This window comes from Ralstonia sp. R-29 (assembly GCF_049913345.1).
In the GTDB taxonomy this organism is placed as follows: Bacteria; Pseudomonadota; Gammaproteobacteria; order Burkholderiales; family Burkholderiaceae; genus Ralstonia.
In genome coordinates this window covers 520,187-543,740 of the sequence record NZ_CP184378.1, presented here as the reverse complement: position 1 = coordinate 543,740, position 23,554 = coordinate 520,187, and the positions used below count along the sequence as shown (strand labels likewise).

Annotated in this window: 17 protein-coding genes; 11 read left to right on the top strand and 6 right to left on the bottom strand. The window is 60.2% G+C overall.

The genetic code is table 11. The annotated features are described in order from the left end of the window. The first annotated feature begins 4 nt into the window (after window positions 1-4). The 11 genes from ACN9M1_RS19645 (at window position 5) to ACN9M1_RS19595 (ending at window position 9,975) form a co-directional block, all read left to right on the top strand. Window positions 5-2,287, top strand: coding sequence for a M23 family metallopeptidase (locus tag ACN9M1_RS19645; RefSeq protein ID WP_426400227.1), 2,283 nt, complete (start codon window positions 5-7; stop codon window positions 2,285-2,287). Beyond that, window positions 2,284-3,009, top strand: coding sequence for a hypothetical protein (locus ACN9M1_RS19640; RefSeq protein WP_426400226.1), 726 nt, complete (start codon window positions 2,284-2,286; stop codon window positions 3,007-3,009). Before ACN9M1_RS19645 ends, ACN9M1_RS19640 begins: the two co-directional genes overlap by 4 nt. A gap of 146 nt (window positions 3,010-3,155) precedes the next feature. Beyond that, entirely contained in the window at window positions 3,156-3,587 is a 432-nt protein-coding gene (locus ACN9M1_RS19635; RefSeq protein ID WP_426400225.1) for a hypothetical protein, read from the top strand. Between the two features lie 314 nt (window positions 3,588-3,901). Beyond that, window positions 3,902-4,357 carry a hypothetical protein gene (locus ACN9M1_RS19630; protein ID WP_426400224.1) on the top strand — a complete coding sequence of 152 codons (456 nt, stop codon included), beginning with the start codon at window positions 3,902-3,904 and terminating at the stop codon, window positions 4,355-4,357. Window positions 4,358-4,403: 46 nt separating this feature from the next. Then, window positions 4,404-5,831, top strand: coding sequence for a lysozyme inhibitor LprI family protein (locus ACN9M1_RS19625; RefSeq protein ID WP_426400223.1), 1,428 nt, complete (start codon window positions 4,404-4,406; stop codon window positions 5,829-5,831). A 70-nt stretch (window positions 5,832-5,901) separates the two neighbouring features. Next, entirely contained in the window at window positions 5,902-6,348 is a 447-nt protein-coding gene (locus tag ACN9M1_RS19620; protein WP_426400222.1) for a hypothetical protein, read from the top strand. Window positions 6,349-6,610: 262 nt separating this feature from the next. Further along, on the top strand, window positions 6,611-7,591 hold the full coding sequence (locus tag ACN9M1_RS19615) for a hypothetical protein (protein WP_426400221.1): 981 nt from the start codon (window positions 6,611-6,613) through the stop codon (window positions 7,589-7,591). 54 nt (window positions 7,592-7,645) lie between these two features. Then, window positions 7,646-7,918: a hypothetical protein gene (locus tag ACN9M1_RS19610; protein WP_426400220.1), complete on the top strand. Its 273-nt coding sequence runs from the start codon at window positions 7,646-7,648 to the stop codon at window positions 7,916-7,918. 88 nt (window positions 7,919-8,006) lie between these two features. Further along, the gene (locus tag ACN9M1_RS19605; RefSeq protein ID WP_426400219.1) at window positions 8,007-8,582 is read left to right on the top strand and encodes a hypothetical protein; all 576 of its coding nucleotides are present in this window, start codon (window positions 8,007-8,009) and stop codon (window positions 8,580-8,582) included. A gap of 17 nt (window positions 8,583-8,599) precedes the next feature. Then, window positions 8,600-9,055, top strand: a complete 456-nt coding sequence (locus ACN9M1_RS19600; RefSeq protein WP_426400218.1) for a hypothetical protein — start codon at window positions 8,600-8,602, stop codon at window positions 9,053-9,055. A gap of 17 nt (window positions 9,056-9,072) precedes the next feature. Next, window positions 9,073-9,975 (top strand): hypothetical protein, encoded by a 903-nt coding sequence (locus tag ACN9M1_RS19595; RefSeq protein ID WP_426400217.1) that lies wholly within the window; start codon window positions 9,073-9,075, stop codon window positions 9,973-9,975. 23 nt (window positions 9,976-9,998) lie between these two features. Here the strand turns inward: ACN9M1_RS19595 and fliD are convergent, their stop codons facing one another. The 6 genes from fliD to ACN9M1_RS19565 form a co-directional block, all read right to left on the bottom strand. After that, window positions 9,999-12,035 carry a flagellar filament capping protein FliD gene (gene fliD, locus ACN9M1_RS19590; protein ID WP_426400216.1) on the bottom strand — a complete coding sequence of 679 codons (2,037 nt, stop codon included), beginning with the start codon at window positions 12,033-12,035 and terminating at the stop codon, window positions 9,999-10,001. Window positions 12,036-12,206: 171 nt separating this feature from the next. After that, a complete protein-coding gene (gene uvrA / locus ACN9M1_RS19585; RefSeq protein WP_426400215.1) occupies window positions 12,207-18,032 on the bottom strand; it encodes an excinuclease ABC subunit UvrA in 5,826 nt (1,941 codons plus the stop codon). A 218-nt stretch (window positions 18,033-18,250) separates the two neighbouring features. Then, the gene (locus ACN9M1_RS19580; protein WP_426400214.1) at window positions 18,251-19,135 is read right to left on the bottom strand and encodes a class II glutamine amidotransferase; all 885 of its coding nucleotides are present in this window, start codon (window positions 19,133-19,135) and stop codon (window positions 18,251-18,253) included. 93 nt (window positions 19,136-19,228) lie between these two features. Beyond that, the gene (locus tag ACN9M1_RS19575) at window positions 19,229-20,125 is read right to left on the bottom strand and encodes a mechanosensitive ion channel family protein (protein ID WP_426400213.1); all 897 of its coding nucleotides are present in this window, start codon (window positions 20,123-20,125) and stop codon (window positions 19,229-19,231) included. Between the two features lie 654 nt (window positions 20,126-20,779). Further along, on the bottom strand, window positions 20,780-21,952 hold the full coding sequence (locus ACN9M1_RS19570) for a PLP-dependent aminotransferase family protein (RefSeq protein ID WP_426400212.1): 1,173 nt from the start codon (window positions 21,950-21,952) through the stop codon (window positions 20,780-20,782). Between the two features lie 4 nt (window positions 21,953-21,956). Further along, window positions 21,957-23,546, bottom strand: a complete 1,590-nt coding sequence (locus ACN9M1_RS19565) for a class I tRNA ligase family protein (RefSeq protein WP_426400211.1) — start codon at window positions 23,544-23,546, stop codon at window positions 21,957-21,959. Between the last annotated feature and the right edge of the window lie 8 nt (window positions 23,547-23,554).

The window sequence follows — 23,554 nt, the reverse complement described above, 5'->3', positions numbered from 1 at the left end:
TTTCATGCTGATTAGCTATCCCATTCTGGAAACACCGCAGGCGAACGATACTGAGGAAACGTTGCTGGAGCGGATGCTGGCGCGCGCCACTAGCCCCGCTGGACAGTACCCAGCAAACACCATCGGACAGTACAAGGTTTGGCACGGTGGCCTGCATTTGGACGCAACAAACGCTACGCCAATTCGTGCGATCGCCGACGGGATGATCGTCGCCTATCGGCAGGCACAGACAAGCGAGCAGTACCAGAACCAACCGTATGACACTAGTTTCGTGCTCATCAAGCACGAGACAGAGAGCGGGGAGAACACACCGGTCGTGTTCTACTCGTTGTATATGCACCTTGCGAGCCGCGATGCGCTGACCCCTGACCAGATCGGCAGTCTTCCAGCGCTGTTCCAACAAGCAGCGGCGATGGGGCCAGACGCCAAGTCACCACCAATTTCCACGGCGGCACAACGCAAACAAGCTAGGGTCTATCGCAAGGACATCCTCGGCTATCCGGGCTTGCAGTACGGACAGACCGATCGACGAGTGCACTTCGAGGTCTTTACCACGGAGGAGCATCTAAACCGATTCTGGAAAGACAGCAGCACTGCGACAAACCAGACAGCCAGCGCCGATTTCTATGGCGACGCACATTTCATTATCCCCGCAGGTAAGAGCTTTACTGACCGGCATCCACGCGCGAGTCAGCCGCATCGCATAATCTTCGATGCACAGCATGATTTCCCGTTGGAGGTTGGCCAGGCGGGTACCGTCTTGGAACAGCTTTTTGTGACCGTGCGGCTGGATAGAGGGCGCCGCATTGCGACAACATACGCAATGCAAAATGGCGCCTGCCAGCAAGTTGGTAACCCTGTTGAGCAAACTGACTATGAATACGAGCTCTTTAGGTTAGCTTCTGTGCTGTATCGGGATTGTCCGAGTGCTGGTTTCGAGTGGCTGCGTTTTGGTCGGATTCTTTCCGACGAAACAACAACCACCAACGAAAATTGGCAGTTGGTGCGTTATAGCGATGCTGAGGTCGGCTACATAGACCTCGCAGCAACCGATGTCATTAAACTTTCCGATGCGGATTTCCCATACTGGAAAGGGTGGGAGAAGTTCCAGGAAGGGCAACTTGCAAGTCCTGCCGATGCGTTTGTGGACGATCCGCACGCGTTGGCCATGCTCAACGACACGATCGGTGCTGGCCAGCAAAAGCTACGACATCTGATTGTCAAGCATCCCAGTGAATGGGATGCTTCGGACCTAGCTACTCGATACTCAAAACTCCGACAGCAAGGAGAACCCCTTGAATCGGACGATAGCTGGCAGTCGTTTGAGGCACACGTTCAAAAGCTGGCATTCTGGAATCGAACCGGTGGGCTGGATCGATCAGTGTGGCATTTTCACCCCCTGCAGTTTGTCTATCATTTCAGGCGATGTGGCTGGCTTCACAAAAATGAGCTTATACAACTTCTTCCAACATATTCCTTGCGAAAGCATGGTGCATGGTTGTGGGAGGAGGTTAAATTGCCTGATGCATCTGCGGTTCTCGGCAACGCCTCCGCAGCCGCATCAAGAAGGCTGGCATTAAACAAATCACTAAACAAGTATTGCATCACAACACCCATTCGCAAGGCTTGTTTTTTCGGAAATGCCACCCAAGAGACGCAGTGGTATCAGAAGTTTCACGAGGGAAGCCCTTACTGGTACAAGCCATGGGATGGTCGAGGTTTCTTGCAGTTGACCCATGTTACAAACTACTGCAAATATTGGAAATTTAAAGGGCAGCCAATTTCGTCGCAAATTGAGGCTGCACTGGAGGTCGCAACGCAAACGGCCAACAATAACCGGCCGGTCGTAAATGGAAAAAAACTAATGACCGATCCGACAAACTCATTGAGCGACGCAAACACCCACATCCCTCAAGAGGTGATCAACAAGAGAAATTCTGTTGCGGAGGCGTCAGATGCGGCTAACAGCGCGGGCGCATACTGGATGTGGTCTTCCGCATCAAGATCCGCTGATGCGTTCCTGCTGCACCCGCAAAGCACAAGGCGGCAGCGCAATACAGACCATGGTGTAAAGTATTACTACGAAAATCAAGCTTTTGGCAGCGTGGCGGGGACTGTTAACACCGGGTCGCCGTCAAGTTCATATTCTTCCATTTGGGGAGTCGAGGCGCGCTTTCTGGCCTTCGCCAATGCCCAAGTAGTGCTATTGGATACAACAGCTTTTGAACACTCGGATGGCGTGACGCGCGAAGTTCCGCAAAGCTTCGAGCGCAGGGAGGTTGAATGAGAGAAAAGAAAATTTATGTGGCGATGATCGCCGGGATACTTTTCCATGGCTTCTGTTTCGCCCAACCCATCCCCACGGTTGGCGATGCGCCGGGGGAGATGCAGAATTTTACGGGCCCTGGCTCACCAATCGTGAGCGTTGGACAGTGCAAATTTTCCATCGACATTCAAGCTGGCCAGCGCGCCGTTTTTAATGGCCCCGATCTTGTTTTGTATTACTCCAAGACGCGCCAAGATCAAATGGCTTATTTATCGCAAGCCGAGACAAATTTTGGCTACGCGTGGTCATTTAAGAAAAAAGGCTCTCGACGTGACAAATGGGTCGGCGTGATGTGCGAAAACATGGAGGATTTCTCAAAAATCACTGTGACGAACGAGATATCAAAGGAAGATCGTTCGCCCGCCTTGGATGACATCCGCCAAAGCAATGATATGAAATGTCCAGCGACATTAGAAGCTGGGAAATGGACTCCTCGCCCTATATTAAAAAAAGGCGAAGATTATATTTTCAGCGCTATTTCCGGAGATGGGTGGACAGGGTTCCTGATAGGTTACAGGGCTTCGAAGGAGCGAAGAGAATTGACGTCCGTTAGGTTTTGCATGATCAATGAAAATCATGTTTTGGTAGGTGCGACAGAGGACGATGATCGCCCATTAGCTTTGCCGATCCACTTTTTCGATGAGTTGGGCAGATCACTATCCACAATCAAGTTTTCCAAGTGAAATATCGAACTCCGGCACACTGAGTCAGCAGTCACAGAGAAATGATTAATCCAGGATAGGGATAGAATGATGCTAGGGATTACACCCATCGTCACCGGTGCGCTCTTGCCAAACCGTGAACGGCACGTTCCTTAATTCCAAGCTTTGTGAAGAAATATCTTTTAATCGTATTCCTTGCCTTACCCATAGCTGCACATGCAGATGTGTCGAGTGAGGCCTTCTGTTTTACTTCCGGTGGAGCCAAGCCGACAAATTTCGAGATGCACACGTATTACAATGCGTCTGTTAATTTCTCGTCTGGATTTATTAAATACCAGAACTCTAAGGACATGATACCGCTGGTGTTTGCTGACTCGACAACCGAAACGCTCAGCAAAGATACACCGGACGAGGCGACAACAACATGGCTGGAAGTATTTGGCGGGCAGGTGACCGGAGAATATGAAATGACTTCCCAAGGTACCAGCGTAGTCTCTATGACCTACACAAGTAGAAAAGAAGGGGGAAAAAAAGGATTCCTGCTCAATGCCGATATGATCGAAGACGGCAGCTGCAAATGGCAGTACGCGAAGCAATGAACCAATTGAAGAGCCAATCTTCGAGAGTTGTGACACGGGAGGTTGCCATTTCAGGCTTTACCGCGACCTAAGGATATCTAGTGATTCGCTCCGCCATATTATTGCTTCTACTTCCCATTGTTTTTTGAGCAAATGCACAGTCTTCCATTGATTCGGAGAAAATAAAAATCATTGCAAGCAACTCCATGAGGCCGGATATCGAGCAACAATGCGGAATGTCAATACGCGTCCCCGATCTCAAGTACGTATACGACCAACCGATTGGCTTTGGATGCACGGGCTCGTATAAGGACGGCGGCCAAGCGATCTTGGATATGAACATCCAATATGACCCAAACCAAAATAGCGGTGGGGCGCACATTAGTTTTGTCATTGAGGGCATTGGTATCGAGAAGAAGATGAGCTCTGTTGGCGACGCGATATTTTCCGTAGACAGTGAATCTGGCACACCAAAGTTGCGGAGTGCTGCGGCGTTTGGTGAGTCAAATTGTGGGCCAGCAACTCACGTGCAAATCAAGCAAATTAGTGGGAATAACTGGCACGGCTGGATTGCGGAAGAGAAATTTGGGAAAGTGCAAAAGGGCTGCCGGTCTGAAAAAGAGTTCACCAAGAAGTATCGATGCGTCCATGCTATGGTAGGCAATAATGCGATGACGGCCCAGCTCGCAGGCGTCTGCCTGCTAAGAAAGCGAGAATTTAGTTTGGAAAATGGATTTAGCTACGACATTTTTATGGACATGATTAAATCGCTGCGCCTTTCTGAGAAATAAATGCAGAATATTCGAACATAAGAAAAGCAAGAAAGAGCTTGTCATCGTGAAACGCAACAACAGCCCGCACCGACTCCGCCTCGCGCTGCTAGCCCTGCAGACTGTAGCGGTACAGCAAGCCTTTGCGGCTGGGCTAGATTGCAGCCGTGTAGAGGGCAATACGCAAACGGCGATCTGCAATAGCGATGAACTACGCCGGCTGGATGGCCAGCTGTCATCGGTCTACGGCAAATTGGTCCACATGCAGCCCGGACAGCGTAGTGCCCTACGTCAGGATCAGTTGGATTGGCTCAAAACCCGGGATCAGTGCAATGCCGACGAGAATTGCCTCACCACTCAGTATCAGGATCGCATAAACGGGCTGCAAACCCGTCTGCATGATGCCGCCGCGTACCAGCCAGACAGCACCGATCGGCAGGCACTTGACGATCTGCGCCAAGCAGTGGAAGCGATGCGCAAGATCGACCCGGAATTTCCGTTGGAAAAGGCACTCGATCAGTTCAGGGTCAAGACGGGAATCACGAAATTCTCAAATATGCGTGTCGAGGGCGACAGCCTCCTGCGCTTTCCTCGAAAGCGGCCGGCAGGCGTGACGAAGGATGAGTGGCGTGCGCTGCAGGCGTCCCACATCGACGGCGGTGGGGAGAACGGCTCGGCTTCCTATACCTTGCTTCATATCGACGGCAAGGAGCAGCGTGACCTCGCGATTCATTCCTACGTTGGTGGGACTGGCTTGTTCACGTATACAAGTGTACTGCGTCGGCGTGGCGAAAGATTTGAAGGCGCATACACGTCTCCATTAGCAGAGGAAAGCCCCGTCGTCGTCGGTGACGAAGCGAGTTCGACATACGCTCAGGAATATCTCTATTTTGAAAATTTGCGCGGCAGAAACCAGTCAGCGGAGTGGATCAGCTTGCGCGGACGTGTGTATGCAGCGTATCGAAACAGCCGCTACGGAGAGGACAACATTTATCTGCTGCGGCCGCTATCAGTTGTCGGGAGCGGCCCAAAACTGACGATTCACTACCGCTACCGGATGACGATGCCACAGGTGCAAAAAACAGTGGGCGAGAAGCAGGCAACAACGCTGGATAAGTCACTGGTTGCAGCGTTGACAAAGGCGCTTGGTAATGTGGACAAGGAAAAGGCCAGGGATAGCGGCCCGGCGCAAGAGCCGTTATGCCCCGCTCCGGATGGTGTGACGGATGTTCAGAGTTACTATGGTTTCGGTCCTGGCCACTACAGTTATGAGATCGTCGGAAATATACCGATTTGGGTTAAATCGCAATGCCACGTGGGGCAATTGATTAACTGGTTTGGCCAATACAGCGCCAAAGACGGGCTTTTTGCACAACTCTGGATGCGCAAGCCTGGTGATGTTGATCAGCAGAAAACATACTTGGTGTATGGACGTCGAACGGCGATCCGGGTGGACGCCTCTATCGCCTCAGTCGCAGGCGATGTTGGGATGTAGCAATGAATGCGAGCTCCAGATCATGACCAAGGTCCTTTGCTTCGCGTCAACCTTCAAGACGGGCTGATGTTTGCCCACCACGCAACCCAACATAGAAAGAATGATCCCCGCTTTTTTTATCCTGCATCCGATCATCCTAGGCATAGCTGGCACCGCGCTATTGCTTGCAGCCGCAGCGTTCAAGGATGCAGGCTGGCTAGTTGGACCTACGGGAAAGCGTTTCGCAGCGCCACTGAAGCTCGGCATGTATGTGCTCGGTGGACTGCTGTTCACCTGCAGTTCACTGGCGCTGGCGGCCTACTCTTTGCCTGCGGTCATCGCATCCGGCATCGCTCTAACGCTGACTCCATGGGCGACCAGGCGCGTGCATTGGCTGAACGGCCCATACCTGGCGCGCTATGTAGACCTCATCAATGCAGTCCGCTTGATGGGTGTGTTAGCACTGTGCAGCTGCATCCCGGTCGGGTTACTTTTTCTCCTTGTGGTCTTCGTGACCGGCATCCCCAATGGAGCCTGATCAACGCACTCACCCCGGGCAGCAGCCCGCTTTACCCCTGAAGCACTACCCGCTCGGTATCACTCTCAGCGCAGCGCTGTCGACCCTGCTGGTCGCGCTGAGCCTGACCGCGCTGCTCACTCCGAATCTCGAATACGGCGTGGTAATGCTCATCTTGTTGGCGATCGTGGTGGGAATTCCGCTGTGCTTTGCATTGCTGGCCACGTGGTTCACGTATCGGCGTCGCGCACCCGCGCCATTGCCTGCGAAGCTGAACGCCGCCATGTTCGTGCCCACGCTCATCGCGTTGAGCGTTCTTCCGATTGGGTCCGCCATGCAAGACACCGCGCAAAGATGGTTCAACGATGCGCATCCGGATATCCGCGAGTTGCATGTCAACTTCAGCGGTCGGCCCTTGTGGCTGGCACTCGGTAGCGCACAGACGGAGGCGGGTGGTTGGCCTCAGATGCCGGTGCAGGCAGGAAATGAAGCCAAATTTGTTGCCTTCACCCGTCTTCCGCAGGAAGCCGAGATCAACGAGAACCGGTTTCCCTACGTCGGCAGCCGCCTGCGCGAGAAGGCGCATTCCTACGCTTACGCAGAGAAAGACGACAGTGGGCGACCTGTTGAGGTACGCCCGCGGCCGCTGATGGCAAGGCCATACCCGGATCTGGGGTGGCTGCCCTCGGATATCCGCGAAAGCAAGTTGCTGGTGCATCAGTACTTTCATTACTACGATCATGTAGAAGTCGCGCCGGGACTAGCACGGCTCGATTCATCGGAATTGGCAGCGCTGCAAGCGCGTCTGGGCAATGTGGTGTCGTTCCATCTGTCGAGCCAGTACCCGCGCGGCTTGGCAAGGCTGGAAATCAACGGCCAAACCCTGGCGATTGGTACGGACAGCGAACGCATCTCAGAGGCGCCGTGCGATCGGAGTACGAGCTTTGCGGGCAGCGCGTTGCTGAGCATCGACAAGCCGCTCGAGGTCCGCTGGCAGACGTTGGACGATCCGGCTCGCTGGCATGAAGCGCGTGTGAGCGTGCCAGCGTTTCAAGGGGCGACGTCGCGAGCCATGCAGGCATCGGTACGCAACGTCCGCCTGTACTTTCTGGATAACGACGTGCTGGCAGCCGAACAATTGCAGACACTGACCTCGCTTGGGGGCGAACAAAGAACCGTGACCACCGGTGTACCGGCAGGCGCCCGGCAGAACGAGACTTGTGACGCCCATGAACGAACCAGCATTGACCCGTTTTCCAGTTAAACGATTCATGTTGTTGTGTACTGATCCCTCCTTAAAAACGACCAACTCTCTCAAATGAAAACGCAATACAAACTCGCCGCAGCTCTCCTGACTACCGCATGGATGAGCGCCGGTATCTGCGCGCAGCACGCGTCCACGGCATCGAGCAATGCCTCGCAGGGCGGAGCAAAGAAAGCCGTACACGCTAAGAAGCAAGGCAAGAAATCCAAGGTGGCGCGCTCGGGCAAGAACAACGCAGGCGCACGCGACGGCGATGCGGAAGTCCTGGCGCAGGTGTTGGGCTCGGATACCAAGAACCCGTTGTGGAGCGGCAAGCCGCAGCAGTAGGCGTACCGTGATGCAGGGCAAACGCTGTGAGGGGAGGCCGCGCGCCCTCATGTCGCGCCTTCCAAACACAATGAAAATCCGGAGATGCTTGAGCACGATTGCCGTTGCGGTGTCGTGTTTATGCGCAGCCACGGCATATGCTGCGGCGGAAGACACTACGGCAAGCGGAGTGCGCTCATCGGCGGCGCCTGAAGTCCAATCAGTAGGCAGCATGTCACCATGGGCCGACACTCCCGTCGGAACCTGCATCCGTCACTTCGCCAGGGCCACGCGTGCGAGGCAGGCAGAGAACCCCGATCTTCGGCTTGCAAAGGAAATATCCTGGTCCAGCGTTGGCAAGTCCTATGTCTGGATTTGGGATGACGCACCTTCCCGCAATCCGACTCGCACGCTCTACAAAGTCGTGCGAGACACGGCATGCGCGATTCTCTTCATGCCATTTGATGATGGACACGACTTCAAGCTCGGCCCTCGCGGGCAGTTGCCACAGTTTGTGCGGTCCACCACGTCGCCAATGGCGTTGTCAGCCGGTGGTTCGATCTCTTCTGCTGTGGTCTACCGTTTCGACAAGAAGACCGGAACCTACGGTCAGTATCCCTATGCGTGCGAACGCTTATCGGGAGAGAAGGCAACCCAGGTGGATTGCGAAACGGTTTTCGATTAAGCATCAGTAAAGTCTTCATGCGCCGCACGCTGGCTGCGCTGGTCCTGCCATCTGCCGTACTGCACCCGGCATGGGCAGCAGACACCATTACATTCCCCGTTGACCACGCCACCCAAGCCACCATCGAAGTGCAGGGCGACTACGTTCATTACGAGCTACGCGGCCGGGCAGGCACGCGCACCGAGCGCATCGCCACGCAAACCGAGAAACCCGTCCACCTGGAAGTTCGCGATTACGACTTCAGCGGACGACAAGGCTTCGCCTTTTGGTCGATCGACGAAGGGCAGGGCACCTACAAGCTCTACCGCATCTTCATCTTTTCCCAAAAACGGAATGACTTCGTGGAGCGCTATCCCCGCTGCGGCGATGTTTTTCTCAATCTCAGACTGGATGTACGACGCAAACAGCTGATCAGCACATTCTTCGAAAACAACATTCCCAAGTCATGCACAACACGGCTGCTCTCCGATTGAAGCTGCTTCGATACGCTTTGATCGCGTATGCGTTGACCGCCGCGACTTCCGCGCTGGCAGAAGGGCCTCGAACGCTCCCTACGAGCGCGCAACTGTCCGCCAGCTATCTCAGTACGACACTGCTGCTCAAGCCCTGCATGGATATCCATGAGTGGTCAGACGATCCGAGCGACGACGTCGTGAAACAGTTCGAAGATGCACGACGTGGGCTGCCGCCCGACGCTTGCAGCCAGCCCGCATTGGTGGAAAAGCTCACCACGGCGCGGTTTCTACAATACGCATCGATTACCGCCGTGCATGACCCATGGAATCTGGATGCGAAGATCACGGCACAGAATGCGGCCATCGCGCAATGCAAGGATGCACAATGCCTGGAGCGCGAGTTGAATGCCGTCATTACCGAGCTATCACCGGTGTACCTGCATGCGCGCCCGGAGTGGCCCAGGGGCGTAGGCCTATGCACCTCAAAAACCGTCGAGGTAACGCCAAGTAAAGCGCGGGCATTGATCGGTACGAAGGCGCAGAAGGTACTGACCGATACGTGCGCCTCGGAGTCGCTGTCTATGCAGACCTGCTCGGTGCCAGGCGGTCAATTTGTCTTCGCGTCATGCACGATGAGCGGCAACCAGGTGAACGGTCCGGAATGGCTGTATCGCATCAAGAAGGCTAAACCGGAGCCCTTGCTCGCCGTCGATGATGGGCCCGTGGGCGCTTTAAAGACCTCATGCAATGGCATGCCGGATCTCATGACTGCCGCGCGCGTCAGTATGGCCGAGCATTACCTGACCTACTACCGCTATGACGGCAAGCGGTACCAACCTGTGTATGCCTATACCGCGATGGACGTTGGTGCCGACGATAACGGCAATGGCCTAGCCATCGCCCAAGATCGGCAACTCAGCCGCGTGATCTGCCGATAGCTCACAACCACGGCGTTGCGCAGTTACTCTCCCGTCCGCTGCTTCTGCAAGATCGCCAACTGCGTCGTCAGGTAACTGCTGGTGTTCGTCATGCTCGACACCACTTTCGACAGCGCGTTGAACTGCGCGTAATACAGCGCCTGCTTAGCATCCAGCTGCTGCTGCATCCGGTTGATCTGGCTGGCGAGTGATGTGATGGAGTTGTTGAGCGCATCCGTTGCGTTCTGCACCATGCCGTTGCTCGATAGCAGATTGCCCGACACGGTATGGAGTTGCGCCGCGTAACCGCGTTGCACGGTAACGGTGCCTCGGTTTCCTACCGCTCCGCCCGTAATCTGCACCGTCAGCCCATCAACAGCCGAGCCGGTGGCGCCGTACAGGTTCTGGCCCGAACCGTTGCCCGCAACGCCATTGATGGTGCCTTGCACATCGCGGCCGGCAATGGCGGTCGGGCTGCCGCCCAGCAAGGACGCGGCCCCGTTGCCCGACACAGAGACGGCGGAGATCGAGCCGTACTGCTTGTCGGTGATGCTCAACACGCCATTGGCATCGGCCGCTACCGAGACCTCCACCTTGGCCCGCTGCAGCGCGGGGGTCGCGTTGATCTGGCTCTGGATCTGCGCAGCCAAGCCTTGCGGCGTGTAGCTGCCTGCAGGCACGGTGATGTTGGCCGCCATGCCGCTTACGGTGAACGCCAGGCTATCGTTCACGCCGCTCTGGATGGTGGTGTTAGCCGCCGCCGAGCCCTGGAGCAAACCCTGCGTCGCCAGCTGCGTGATGTTGACGGCGTAGCTGCCGGACTGCGTGGCCGAGGAGAACGTCGGCACCTTGATCAAGGCATCCGTCGCCGTGCCGGTACCGGCAAACAGCCCTGCCACCTGGCCGGGTGAGTGACTAAGGGCGGCGTTGAGCTTGCTGTCGTCAATCGACAGCGTACCGTCCGGGTCCATCGTCACGCCAACACTGCGTAGTGACTGGTATGCGCCGTTGCCGATCCCGTGGCCCAGCACGTCGGTCACTTGGTTGATCAGCGCCCGGGTGCTGACATCGCCAGCCAGTGCACCGCTGTTGGCGGGGTTGGCCGTGTCGATCTTGGTCAACGCGTTGAGCTGAATGCGCAGCGCGTTGTAGGCCTTCACGAAATTGAGCACCGCAGTGCTGCCTTGGCCTGCGTCGCTGCTGACGTTGACCGTCGTGCTGCCGGTTTTTGCGAGCGTGAACGACGTGCCATCCACCACCTCCGACAACGTGTTGGTGGGGCTTTGCACCGCAATGCCGTTGACCGTGGCGAGGGCATTCTGGCCCGTGGTGACCTCGGTCATGTTCTGCGTGCCGGCCGGATCATGTGCCAGCAGCGATTGCAGTGCGCTATCGCCCGACACGGCAATCTTCATCTCCGAGCTGGCGCCGCCAGCCGAGGACGTCAACACAAGCCGATACGGATTGCCACTGCCGTCGTTGACGATGCTGGCCGACACGCCCACGTTGGCCGCGTTGATGGCATCCCGGATGCCGGAGAGCGTGTTGTTGGAGGCGTCAATGGCGACCGAGCCGCCCGCCAGATTGCCGTTCTGCGTGAACGACGCTCCGGTGTATCTGCCGTCGGCAAAGCTACCGCCAGACACAGTGCCAAACGAAAAGGTGAGGGTGGTGGCTGCCCCGCTGCCAATGGGCGACTTGGCGGACGCCTGCCCCGACGCGGTCAGCACCTGCGATTGCGCGAGCTGCGTGACATTCACGCGATACGTACCTGCCGATGCGGAACTGGACACCGCCGCATTGAGCACCGATGTGTCATGCCCGGTCGCCTTCATGCCGCTGAACGTGCCGACATTGTTGAGGCTCGCCATTGCCGTCTGGAAGGTCGACAGCGCGCTTTTGATGGAGCCCACGGCAGACAGCTGCGTCTGAAAGGTCTTCTGCTGCGTCTGGCGCAGCGTCATGCCCTTGCTTTCCGCCTGGATCAGCTTGGTGACCAAGCCATTGACGTCGATGCTCGTGCCGATGCCGGGCAGGGAAATCGGCGGAACGTAAGTGTTGCTCGTGGACGAGGTGGCCATGGTCGGACGCGCGCAAACGATTTTTCTTCACAATGTGACGGCGGCGCTGCGCAGTTCTTTAGGGGCAACCCGGCTTCTCAGGGCGAATTCTCGGTGCTTCCTCAGGAAAGCGAAAGAAAACGGGCACGCCGGACCATGTCGTCTGGCGTGCCCGTTTGCGTGGGAGCGAGCCTAGCTTGCGCGGCGTTGCTCCAAGACGTTGCCACGCGACAGCACCGGCACCAGGGCCGCGCCGGTATGGCTGGTTTTAACGCGCGTCAACGCATCCGGACCGCAAGCCGCCACAATCGTGCCGCCCTCATCACCGCCTTCGGGGCCCAGATCAAGAATCCAGTCCGCCTCGGCAATCACGTCCAGGTCGTGCTCGATCACGATCACGCTATGGCCGCCGTCCGCCAGCCGGTGCAGCACGCGGATCAGCTTGGCCACGTCGGCCATGTGCAGGCCCACGGTCGGCTCATCCAGCACGTACAGCGTGTGCGGCGCCTTCTGGCCGCGGCGTGTCACGTCATCACGCACCTTCGACAATTCGGTGACGAGCTTGATGCGCTGCGCCTCGCCACCGGACAGCGTGGGCGAGGGCTGGCCCAACGTCAGGTAACCCAGGCCCACGTCCTTCATCAACTGCAGCGGGTGGGCGATGCTGTTCATAGCACCGAAAAACTCCACCGCTTCGTCGATCTCCATGGTCAGCACGTCACCGATATTCTTGCCGCGCCAGGTGACGGCCAGCGTCTCGGGGTTGAAGCGCTGCCCGTGGCACACGTCGCAGCCGACCTTCACGTCGGGCAGGAAGCTCATGGCGATGGTGCGCACGCCCTGGCCTTCGCAGGCGGGGCAGCGGCCGTCGCCCGTATTGAACGAGAACCGCGAGGCGGTGTAGCCGCGTGCGCGGGCTTCCAGGGTGTCTGCAAAGAGCTTCCGAATGGTGTCCCACACGCCGATGTACGTGGCCGGGCACGAGCGCGGCGTCTTGCCGATCGGGGTTTGGTCAACTTCCAGCACGCGGTCGATGGCTTCCCAGCCGGTGACGCCGTCACAGCCGTGCCAGTCGTGTTTGACGTCGAGCTTGCTCGGCATCTTGGCATCGGGCACCTCAGCCTGCGCGGCTTTGCGGGCGCGGCGCGTGGCCGGCGAAGACAGTACCGAACGGCCGACCGCATCGAGCAGGTTCGTCATCAACACATCGCGCGCCAGCGTCGACTTGCCGGAACCGGACACGCCCGTAATCGCCACCAGCCGCGACAGCGGCATCGTCGCCGTGACGTTGCGCAGGTTGTGCAGCTTGGCGCCATGCACCGTCAGCCATTGCTCGGGCACCGCCTGTGTGCCTGCGCGTGGCGCCACCACCTCGCGGCGCGGCTGCAGCGGGTGCTCGATCGGCTGCGAGAGGAAGCGACCAGTCAGCGAATCCGGTTGTGCTGCCAAGTCGGCCACACCGCCTTGCGCGACCAGCGTGCCGCCGCGCTTGCCCGCGCCGGGGCCGATGTCGATGATGTGGTCCGCGCGCCGAATGGTGTCTTCATCGTGTTCGACCACCACCAGCGTGTTGCCCTTGTCGCCCAGCTTGCGCAGCGCGTCGAGCAGGATCTGGTTGTCACGCGGATGCAGGCCGATGGTCGGCTCGTCCAGCACGTAGCACACGCCCTGCAGGTTGCTGCCGAGCTGCGCGGCCAGGCGGATGCGCTGCGCCTCACCGCCGGATAGGCTGGGCGCAGCACGGTCCAGGCTCAGGTAGCCCAGGCCGACTTCTTCCAGGAACGACAGGCGGCTGTGGATTTCAGCCACCACGTCACGTGCGATGTCGGCATCGCGGCCAACCAAGTTCAAGCCTTCGACCCAGCGGCGGGTTTGGCTGACCGTCCACTGTGCAATGTCGACGATGGGTTTGGCGGCGAACGTCACCGCGCGCGCGGTCGGGTTCAGGCGCGTGCCGTGGCAGTCGGGGCAGGGCAGGTCGGTCATGCCGTCCGGATCGACCTCTTCCGAAGGCAACGTCTGCTCGCGGCCGCGGTCGTCACCGCCGAGCACGGTGTCGTCAAATGCGGCACGCTGCTCGCGTGTCAGCGCCAGGCCCGTACCGACGCAGCTCGGACACCAGCCATGCTTGCTGTTGTACGAGAACATGCGCGGGTCCAGCTCGGGGTAGCTGGTGCCGCAGGTGGAGCACGCGCGCTTGGTGGAGAACACCTTCACGTTGCCCACGTGCGCCGTGCCGCCGTTGTGCATGGCGTGCTGCAGACCATCCAGCGGCGCGAGCACATGCATGATGCCCTTGCCGTATTCCAGCGCCTGCTCCATCAACGCACGCAGCGCGGCTTCGTTTTCCGGCGCGACAACAATATCGCCCACGGGCAGTTCCAGCGTGTGCTCGCGGAAGCGATCCAACCGCGGCCACGGGTCGACGGTCAGGAATTCACCATCGACGCGCAGGTGCGTATAGCCCCGCGCCTTGGCCCACTTTGCGAGGTCGGTGTACACGCCCTTGCGGTTCACCACCAGCGGGGCGAGCAGGCCAATGTGCTGGCCACGATGGTCGCGCATGAGCTGGGCAAAGATCGCCTCGGGGCTTTGCGCCGACACCGGCGTGCCGTCGTGAATGCAGTGCTGCACGCCCAGCTTGACGTACAGCAGCCGCAGGAAGTGCCACACCTCGGACGTCGTCGCCACCGTGCTCTTGCGACCGCCGCGCGACAGGCGCTGCTCGATGGCCACCGTGGGCGGAATGCCATATACCGCATCGACTTCGGGCCGGCCCGCCGGCTGCACGATCGAACGCGCATAGGCATTGAGCGATTCGAGATACCGGCGCTGGCCCTCATGGAACAGGATGTCGAACGCCAGCGTCGACTTGCCCGAACCCGACACGCCTGTCACCACGTTGAACTTGCCGTGCGGAATATCGACGTTCAGGCCTTTGAGGTTGTGCTCGCGCGCATGGACGATGCGCACGACGTTCTCGCCCTGAACCTCTGCTAATGCCGCACGCTTGGCGCGGCGATCGGCCAGTGCGGTTTGCAGCGGCACGCCTTCCGTCGCTTGCGGCTGGCCAATGCTGGCTTCGTATTGTTTGAGCGCTACACCCGTGTGCGAGGCGGCACAGGCTTTCACTTGCGCAGGCGATCCGGCGCACACCAGCAGGCCACCGGCATCGCCGCCTTCGGGGCCGAGGTCGATGATCCAATCCGCCGCACGTACCACGTCGAGGTTGTGCTCGATCACGATCAGCGAATGGCCCGCATCGAGCAGCTTGCCGAACGCGCGCATCAGCTTGGCGATGTCGTCGAAGTGCAGGCCAGTGGTCGGCTCGTCGAACATGAACAGGCGGCCGGCGTTGGCGGGCACATCCTGCTTCACCCGCTTGCGGGCGGCGGCCTGCGCCGCCTGTGCCGCTTCGGCCAGGAAGCCAGCCAGCTTCAGGCGCTGCGCTTCACCGCCGGAGAGCGTCGGCACCGGCTGGCCCAACTTCACGTATTCCAAACCCACGTCGACGATCGGCTGCAGCACGCGCAGCACGTCGGCATCCTCAGCGAACACGGTGGCGGCTTCGCTCACCGTCAGCTCCAGCACATCGGCCACCGACAGCGTGCGGCCTGCGCGCGGAATCTTCACCTCAAGAATCTCGGCGCGGTAGCGCGTGCCATCGCAATCCGGGCAACGCAGGTAGATGTCTGAGAGGAACTGCATCTCCACATGCTCGAAGCCCGAGCCGCCGCAGGTCGGGCAGCGGCCGTCGCCCGAGTTGAAGCTGAACGTGCCGGCGGTGTAGCCGCGCTGCAGCGCCATCGGCGCCTTTGCGAACAGCTTGCGGATTTCATCGAATGCGCCCACGTAGCTGGCGGGGTTCGAGCGCGCAGTCTTGCCGATCGGCGATTGATCGACGAAGACCACGTCGCTGATCTGATCTGCTCCACGCAGCGCGCGAAACGCACCCGGCGATTCCGTCGCCTTGCCGAAATGGCGCGCCAGGGCAGGGTGGAGCACGTCCTGGATCAGCGTCGATTTGCCCGAACCGGACACGCCCGTCACGCACACCAGGCGCTGCAGCGGAATTTCAACCGTGACGTCGCGCAGGTTGTGTTCGCTGGCGCCTTCGAGCACGAGCCGTGGCGTGGCGCTGTCGACTGGACGGGCTTGCCAGTCCGTGTCTGCCACGCGGCGCTGGCCGGACAGATAGGCACCGGTGAGCGTATCGGCCTTGCGAATAGCGGCCGGCGTGCCATCAAAGACGATGGTGCCGCCGCGCTCGCCGGGGCCGGGGCCCATGTCGATCAGGCGGTCGGCCGCGAGCATGACGGACGGGTCGTGCTCCACCACTACCAGCGTGTTGCCCGCATCGCGCAGGCGCTGCATGGCTTCGACAATGCGATCCAGGTCGCGCGGATGCAGACCGATGCTCGGCTCATCCAGCACAAACAGCGTATTGACGAGCGACGTGCCCAGCGCCGTGGTCAGGTTGATCCGCTGCACTTCGCCGCCCGAGAGCGTGCGGCTCTGGCGGTCCAGCGTCAGGTAGCCGATGCCGACATCGCACAGATACGCCAGGCGCGTGCGCACCTCGTCCAATAGCAGCTTGAGCGCATCGTCGAGCAGCGAAGATGGCAGCGTTAGTTCGTCAAAGAAGCGGCGGATGCGCTCGATGGGCAGCAGCATCACGTCGTGCACGGTCAGGCCGGGCAAGGCTTCGAGCTGGGCGCGGCTCCATTTCACACCGCGCGGCATGAAGCGATGTTCGGGCGCCAGCACGGCATCGGCGTTTTCCTTGGTGCCCAGGCGCCATTGCATCGATTCGGTTTTCAGGCGCGCGCCGCCACAGGTTTCGCACGTCGTATAGCTGCGGTACTTGGAGAGCAGCACACGGATGTGCATCTTGTACGCCTTCGACTCCAGGTAGTCGAAGAAGCGACGCACGCCGTACCACTGCTTGTTCCAGCCACCGCGCTTGAAGGTCGGGTCTCCGTTGATGACCCAATCTTTCTGCGCCTGTGTGAGTTCAGCCCACGGCGTACCGCGCGGGATGTCGGCCGCAGCGGCATAGCGCATCAGATCATCCTGACATTCCTTCCAGGCTGGCGTTTGCATCGGCTTGATCGCGCCGTCGCGCAAGGTCTTGCGCTCGTCCGGAATCACCAGCCCAAGATCGACGCCGATGACGCGGCCGAAACCGCGGCAGGCATCGCACGCGCCGTAAGCGGAATTGAACGAGAAGAGCGCGGGCTGCGGATCGGCGTAGCGCAGGTCGCTTTCGGGGCAGTGCAGGCCGGTGGAGAAACGCCAGATTTCCGGCGCAGCGCCTTCATCGGCCGGCAGCACATAGACGCTGACGCGCCCGCCGCCGCGTTTGAGAGACGATTCAATCGCTTCCAGCGCACGAACGCGCTCGGTGCCCTGCAGGCGGAAGCGGTCGGCCACTACGTCCAGCAGCTTGCGCTCGCCGACGACCCGCTCGGCTTGCACACGCGTATAGCCGCTCACCGACAGCCATTGCGCGACTTCGTCGGCGCTCGTATTGGCCGGCAGCTCGACGGGAAATGTCACCACTAGGCGCGGATCGGCTTCGCGCGTGCGCGCCATCAGCTCGTCGTAGATGGTCTCGGGCGTGTCGTGCCGGACCGGCAGCGCGGTGTCACGGTCGAACAGCTGCGCGGCACGCGCAAACAGCAGCTTCAGATGGTCGTTCAGCTCTGTCATCGTGCCGACTGTGGAGCGCGAACTGCGCACCGGGTTGGTCTGGTCGATGGCGATGGCGGGCGGCACCCCTTCGACGTGCTCGACCTGCGGCCGGTCCATGCGATCCAGGAACTGGCGCGCGTAGGCACTGAAGGTCTCGACGTAGCGGCGCTGGCCTTCGGCGTAGAGGGTGTCGAAAACGAGGCTGGACTTGCCGGACCCCGATGGGCCGGTCACGACGGTCATTTCGCCCGTGCGCAGATCCAGATCGAGGTTCTTGAGATTGTGCTGACGGGCTCCGCGCAGGCGAATGACACCGGAGGACATGGAGGGCGTTCCTTGGAGGTAAGAGGCATGCCGGTGCGGAGCATCACTTTTCAGCCGCGCCGGCAATCGGAATTCGAACCGTAAACTGTAGCGGATTCTTGAGATCCAGTTCATCTACGGCACAAGTCGCGAGCGCGAGGGTAGCGCAAGGCTCCTGACAGCGTTTTGTCAGGAGCCTTCAGCGGGGAGGGGCGGCGGGGAAAAAGACGGGGAGCCGGTCAACCGGCAGCGCGGCCGTAGGCAGACTGTTGCCTTGCAGACACCTCGACCACGGGCAGCCGGGGCACAAAGCGACGATGCTCGACGGCACCGCCTTTGACAATGACAAGTGTCTCTTCGGGGATCTCGTCCCAGGCGTCGGGCAGGTCGACGAGCGGCTCCGACAGCACAAGAAACGCCTCGTCCCCGGCATCTTTGATCCGGGAATTCTCCGGATACAGCTCGCGCAGATGCCGGAACGACGTGCTGTGAAACAGCGAGCGCGAATCCCGCTCGCTCGAATAGCGCGCTGCGATGATCTGTTCGCCATCGGTAGCGCACACGGTCATGTTCAACGGGTGCTCGACGCCGTGCCGATGGCCGACGTGCTCGATCAGCCCCACCATTTGCTCTAGGGCGGCCTGCGGGTCGCGCTGGAGCCCGAACGTGAGCGCCAGGAAAAACATCACCTCGGAGTCCGTCGAACCCTCGATCCAGCGGAACAGCTCGGGCGCCACCTCCATCATCAGGTCGCGCCGCAGCGTCGGGTAATCACGGATCAACCCGTTGTGCACGAACAGCCAGCGGCCGTACCGGAACGGGTGGCAGTTGGTTTCCTGCGTGGGCGTATCGGTGGCCGCTCGAACATGCGCCACAAACAGGGGAGACCGGATGGCCCGGGCAGCTTCCCGCAGATTGGTGTCGTTCCAGGCCGGGTGCAGGCAGCGATACCGGAACGGCACCTCGGAATGGCTGCCATACCAGCCGATGCCGAATCCGTCCCCGTTGGTGGTCGTGTGGCCCAAGCGCGATCGCAGGCTCTGGTCGATCAGCGAATGTGTCGGACGGAACAGCACCGTCTCCATCTGAATGGGATTGCCCGAATACGCCAGCCAGCGACACATGATGCGTTGCCTATAGGAAGAGATGCTTGAAAAACGAGTCTAGGCAATGCGACTGGGAATGCACGGAAAAATCCGGCGGATTCGCGCCGTGTCTCAGCCCAGCAACGCTTCGCTGGCGCGAGCGCTGCGCGCTTCACCGGACTCTTGCCCGGCGCCTTGCACGATATGCAGCTCGCGCACCCGGGCGGGCAGGGTGCAACGGGCAGCCAGCAATGTCGCGCGAACCTGCTGGGCGAGGTTCCAGCGCATCTGCCAGAAATCCTCCGTCTTGGCCCACACGCGCAGATTCAACACGGCCACGCTATCGTCAAAGCGCATCACCATGGCCATCGGCGCAGGATCGGGCAGCACCAGCGCCTCGCTCGCTGCCAGTGCCTTGAGCGCCTCGATGGCGCGGGGGATGTCGTCGTGCAGCGAGACTTCGGTCTCCAGATCCAGGCGGCGGGTCGGATTGCGGGTGTAATTGCGCACCGTATGGCTCCAAAGCGCACTGTTCGGCACGTATTCGCAGATGCCATCGGGTTTGGCCAGCCGCGTCATAAACAGGCCAACTTCCTCAACGGTACCGGCCACATCGCCACCGCCGCCGTCAATGTAGTCGCCTACACGAAACGGGCGCAGCGCCAGCAGCATGATGCCGGCGGCGATGTTTTGGAGCGTGCCTTGCAGCGCCAAACCGATGGCCAAGCCTGCGGCGCCCAGCACGGCAATGATGCTCGCCGTTTCAATGCCAAGCCGCGACAGCGCTCCGACCACGGCCAAAATGCGAATCCCCCAGACAGCGATGTCGCACAGGATCGGCGTCAGCGTGGCGTCAACCCGCGACTGATTGGTCATCATGCGGTTGAGCCAGCGACCAATGCGCTTCGAGACCCACCAGCCCACGACAAGAATCAACAGCGCTGCGCACAAGCTGACAGCGAAGCGGCTGAACGCGTCCCAAAGGAAATTTAGGCGCTCGGGATGAAGGTGCGAAAGAAAGCTTTCCATAGTCGAATGTCTTCTGGCGGTTGAGGTCGCGAGTATAGGTTTGCGCCCGGCGTGATGGGGCCATGGATGTATCGACCAGCGGCGGATGCGTTTGGCTGGAACATGGGACGGAAAGTAACAACTTGCCCCGCGATACAAGTCTCAGCGTTGGTATGCCGGGGGATTGTCGCGCAGCCATTCCCCGCCTTGCATGACCTACAGGGCGAGTTATCTGCCCCGCTCTGTTGCGTTGCAGTTTCCGATCGCATCGCTGCGTCCGTCCTGCACCTGCAAACTGAGCAACACCCGATAAGTGACGTTATGTTTCTAAGCTTGCCCTGGCACAGCAGACAGATTCTGAGGTTCGCGCTCTATTACATGCGTGATGGCCGCCTCATCAGGACGAAGAAAGTGAGCATGCGATGCTTCTTTCCCGAAGAGCTGCAGGCGCTTTGCAGGCTCAACGGGCTCAACGGGCTCGACGTCGTGGAGCGATTTGGCAACTACGATGGCTCACCATTTACCTCAAGCTCGCCGAAGCAAGTCTTGTTTTGCCGTGCTTCGTAAAGGCCGCGCCCGGTCGCCGTTAGCTTGGCGCCGCTTGCGTATCTATCAAGGAGACTCAGTGCTGATGCGGCCTAACAGTCAAAGTTATTTCTCGGACACAACACTCGCTCAGGCCGCTACTGTCCCAACGGCGATTTGCCGCAGTCTATAGAGCTGAGTATGCAACGCGTCCAGATGTGCCAGTCCTTGTTCGATTAAGGACATCGGCAGATAGCTGAAGCACAGCCGGACGTGGTTGGCGCTGGCGGGGCCGTAGTGCTGGCCGTGCACCAAACGAACGTCGTGCTCGCGGCGCGCTGCGTCGATGAAGGCTTGCGCATCGGTGCCCGCCGCAAGCCGAACCCAAAACGAGAATCCACCGTGCGGCAGGGTGTAGTCGGACTCGCAGAAGCGGCTGCCTTGAAGCTGCCTGTGCACAGCATCGCGCTTTGCGCGGTAATGCTGACGCAGCCGCGCGATGTGTGTATCGAGCCCGTCCGATTGCATCAGTCCAAGCACCACGTTGCTTACGATCGGGCTCACGCCGCCATCACACTTGAGCCGCGCGAGTTGGCCGATGATGTCGGGTTCCGCGAGTACCCAGCCGACGCGCAGACCCGGCCCTGCCACCTTAGAGATGCTGTGCACATTGATCACGTTGCCACCCGGCGAAAGCCACTCGGCAGGGCCATCGTAGGGCAGTTCCGCGTAGACCAGATCCTGCACCAGCGGCACGCCGTGCTGCGCCAGCAGCGCCGCCACGCGGGCCATGTGCGCGCGTGGCATATGGCGGCCGGTTGGATTGTGGAAGGCAGGCGTGGTGTAGTACAGCTTCACGCGCTGCGTGTGACGCAGGGCGGCTTCCAGCGCATCCAGATCGACACCGTCTGACCCCATGCCGAGCTGCACAATCGTCGCCCCTGCCAGCGAAAACGTGCGTAGCGCGCCCAGGTACGACGGGTCTTCGGTCAGCACGACGTCACCGGGATCGAGGTACAGGTCAGCCAGCAACTGCACCGCCTGCGAGGCCCCGTTGGTCAGAATCACCTGGTCCTGCCGCACGCCGTGGCGCAGCGCGACCTGCGCACGCAGTTCCGGAAGGCCTTGCGCATCGGTGTACTGAGGGAGGTCACCTGCCGCTACGCCGGTGGCAATGTCGAAGGCATCCGGCCAGGTAAGTTCTGCGAACAGGGCCGGGTCCGGCAAGCCGTAGGCGAAGTTGATGGCATGCTTGCCGCCCGAGTAGTCGAACGCGGCAAAGTCTTGCGACAGGCGGCTGCGGTGCGAGGGGATCAGGTTCATGGGGTCAGGCAGGCATTGCCATAGCGGCGTGGTCAGGGCGAAAGCGCTCGTTGTAGGCTGCGATGAAACTGTCGGGCACCGGCGTACTGAAGTAAGGGAAGTCAACCGTGGCTTCGGGCAGGGCAGGCCGCACGGTGGACGCCTCGAGTGAGGGCCGCCACGCTGCGCCAAAGAAGTGTTGACCGTAGCGGATCGCTAGCGCCGGCACCACTGGATACAGCAGGCTAAGGAACACCGACACGACTTCCGGCTTCCATGCGCCTGTACGCTCACGTGCTAACTCCGACGCTTCGAAGTACGCATCGATGGCGTCCAGTGCGTCCCAGAAGCGCACGTCTTCGATGGCACGAGCGTAGCGCTGCGTGATGTCACGAAGCGCGGGAGACAGATCACTGGCATCCGGCGTGCGGGCGCCCTCGGCATAGCGGCGCAGCGCATCTTCCCAGGTGCGCAGATGCGTGGCGGCGGCAATGAGCCCGTCGATCTGGAAATCGTTGTCGTTGCCGCCAAACGGTTTGGCCACGCGCGCCAGTGCGTAGCGCAGGACGCTGGGCTCCAGCTCGCGCGCCACCTCGTCAGCCCAGAGCGCGTGGTTGCGGCTGGTGGAGAACTTCTCGCCTTCGAGCTTGTAGAAATCCTGGATCGAATGGTTATCAGGAATGGGGTAGCCGCGCACAAGTAGGGCGCCGCTCACGCCCACCGTGTAGTAGAAGCGGTTGTCCTGGCCCATGAAGAACAGCAGGCGCGTGTCGGGGTCGTGCAGCACGGTTTCGGCGTCCAAGCCGTCGCGGGCGCATTGTTCGCGGATGCCGGTGTCGTAACACCACAGACCTTCGAACCAGGTGAGCAGCGTCTGACCGGCCACGGCTTCCGGCTGGTCCAGCACGACGCCGCGACTGAAGTGGCGCGACATCGGCAGTGCATGGGCATCGCCCGCCAGCCAGCCGCGCTCCTTTTCGCGGATCACCTCTGGCCATGCGCTCTGCGCGATGGCTTCGTCCAGCGCCTGCGCCAACTGCGGCACGTTGAGGACCGCTTGGCGAATCGGCCGCAACGTGAGGGCGTTGCCGCACGTCGTGTGCCGCGCGTTCTGCAACGTGGCATGTTGCACCGCCAAGCCGCAGTTCTCACACAGGTTGCTGTCGGTGGAGGCGCCGCAAGCCGGGCAGTTGCCGGCCGCCAATGAGTCAGCAATGAACTCGTCGCAGTGCGAGCAGTAGAGCTGCACCCCGTCGCGCACCTCTACGTAACCGGCATCCTGCAGCTGGCGGAAGATCGCCAGGGCGTTGTTCTTGTGGGCCGCACTGGACGTCCGCACGAACACGTCGGGTGTGATCTGCAGCGCGCGCATGCACTGCAGAATTTCATCGATGTGCATCTGCGCGACCTCGTCGACTGGGCGACCGAGCTTGCGGGCCTTCACGAGGGTGTAGGTGCCGTGCTCGTCAGCGCCAGTGATGTGGTACGCCCGGTGGCCGGCCATGCGTTGGAAGCGCACGAAGACGTCAGTCAGGAGGTAGACGCCGCCGATATGGCCAAGGTGCAGCTTGCCATTGGGGCAGGGCGGAGCGGGGCAAACGAAATAGGTACGCATATCGGTCA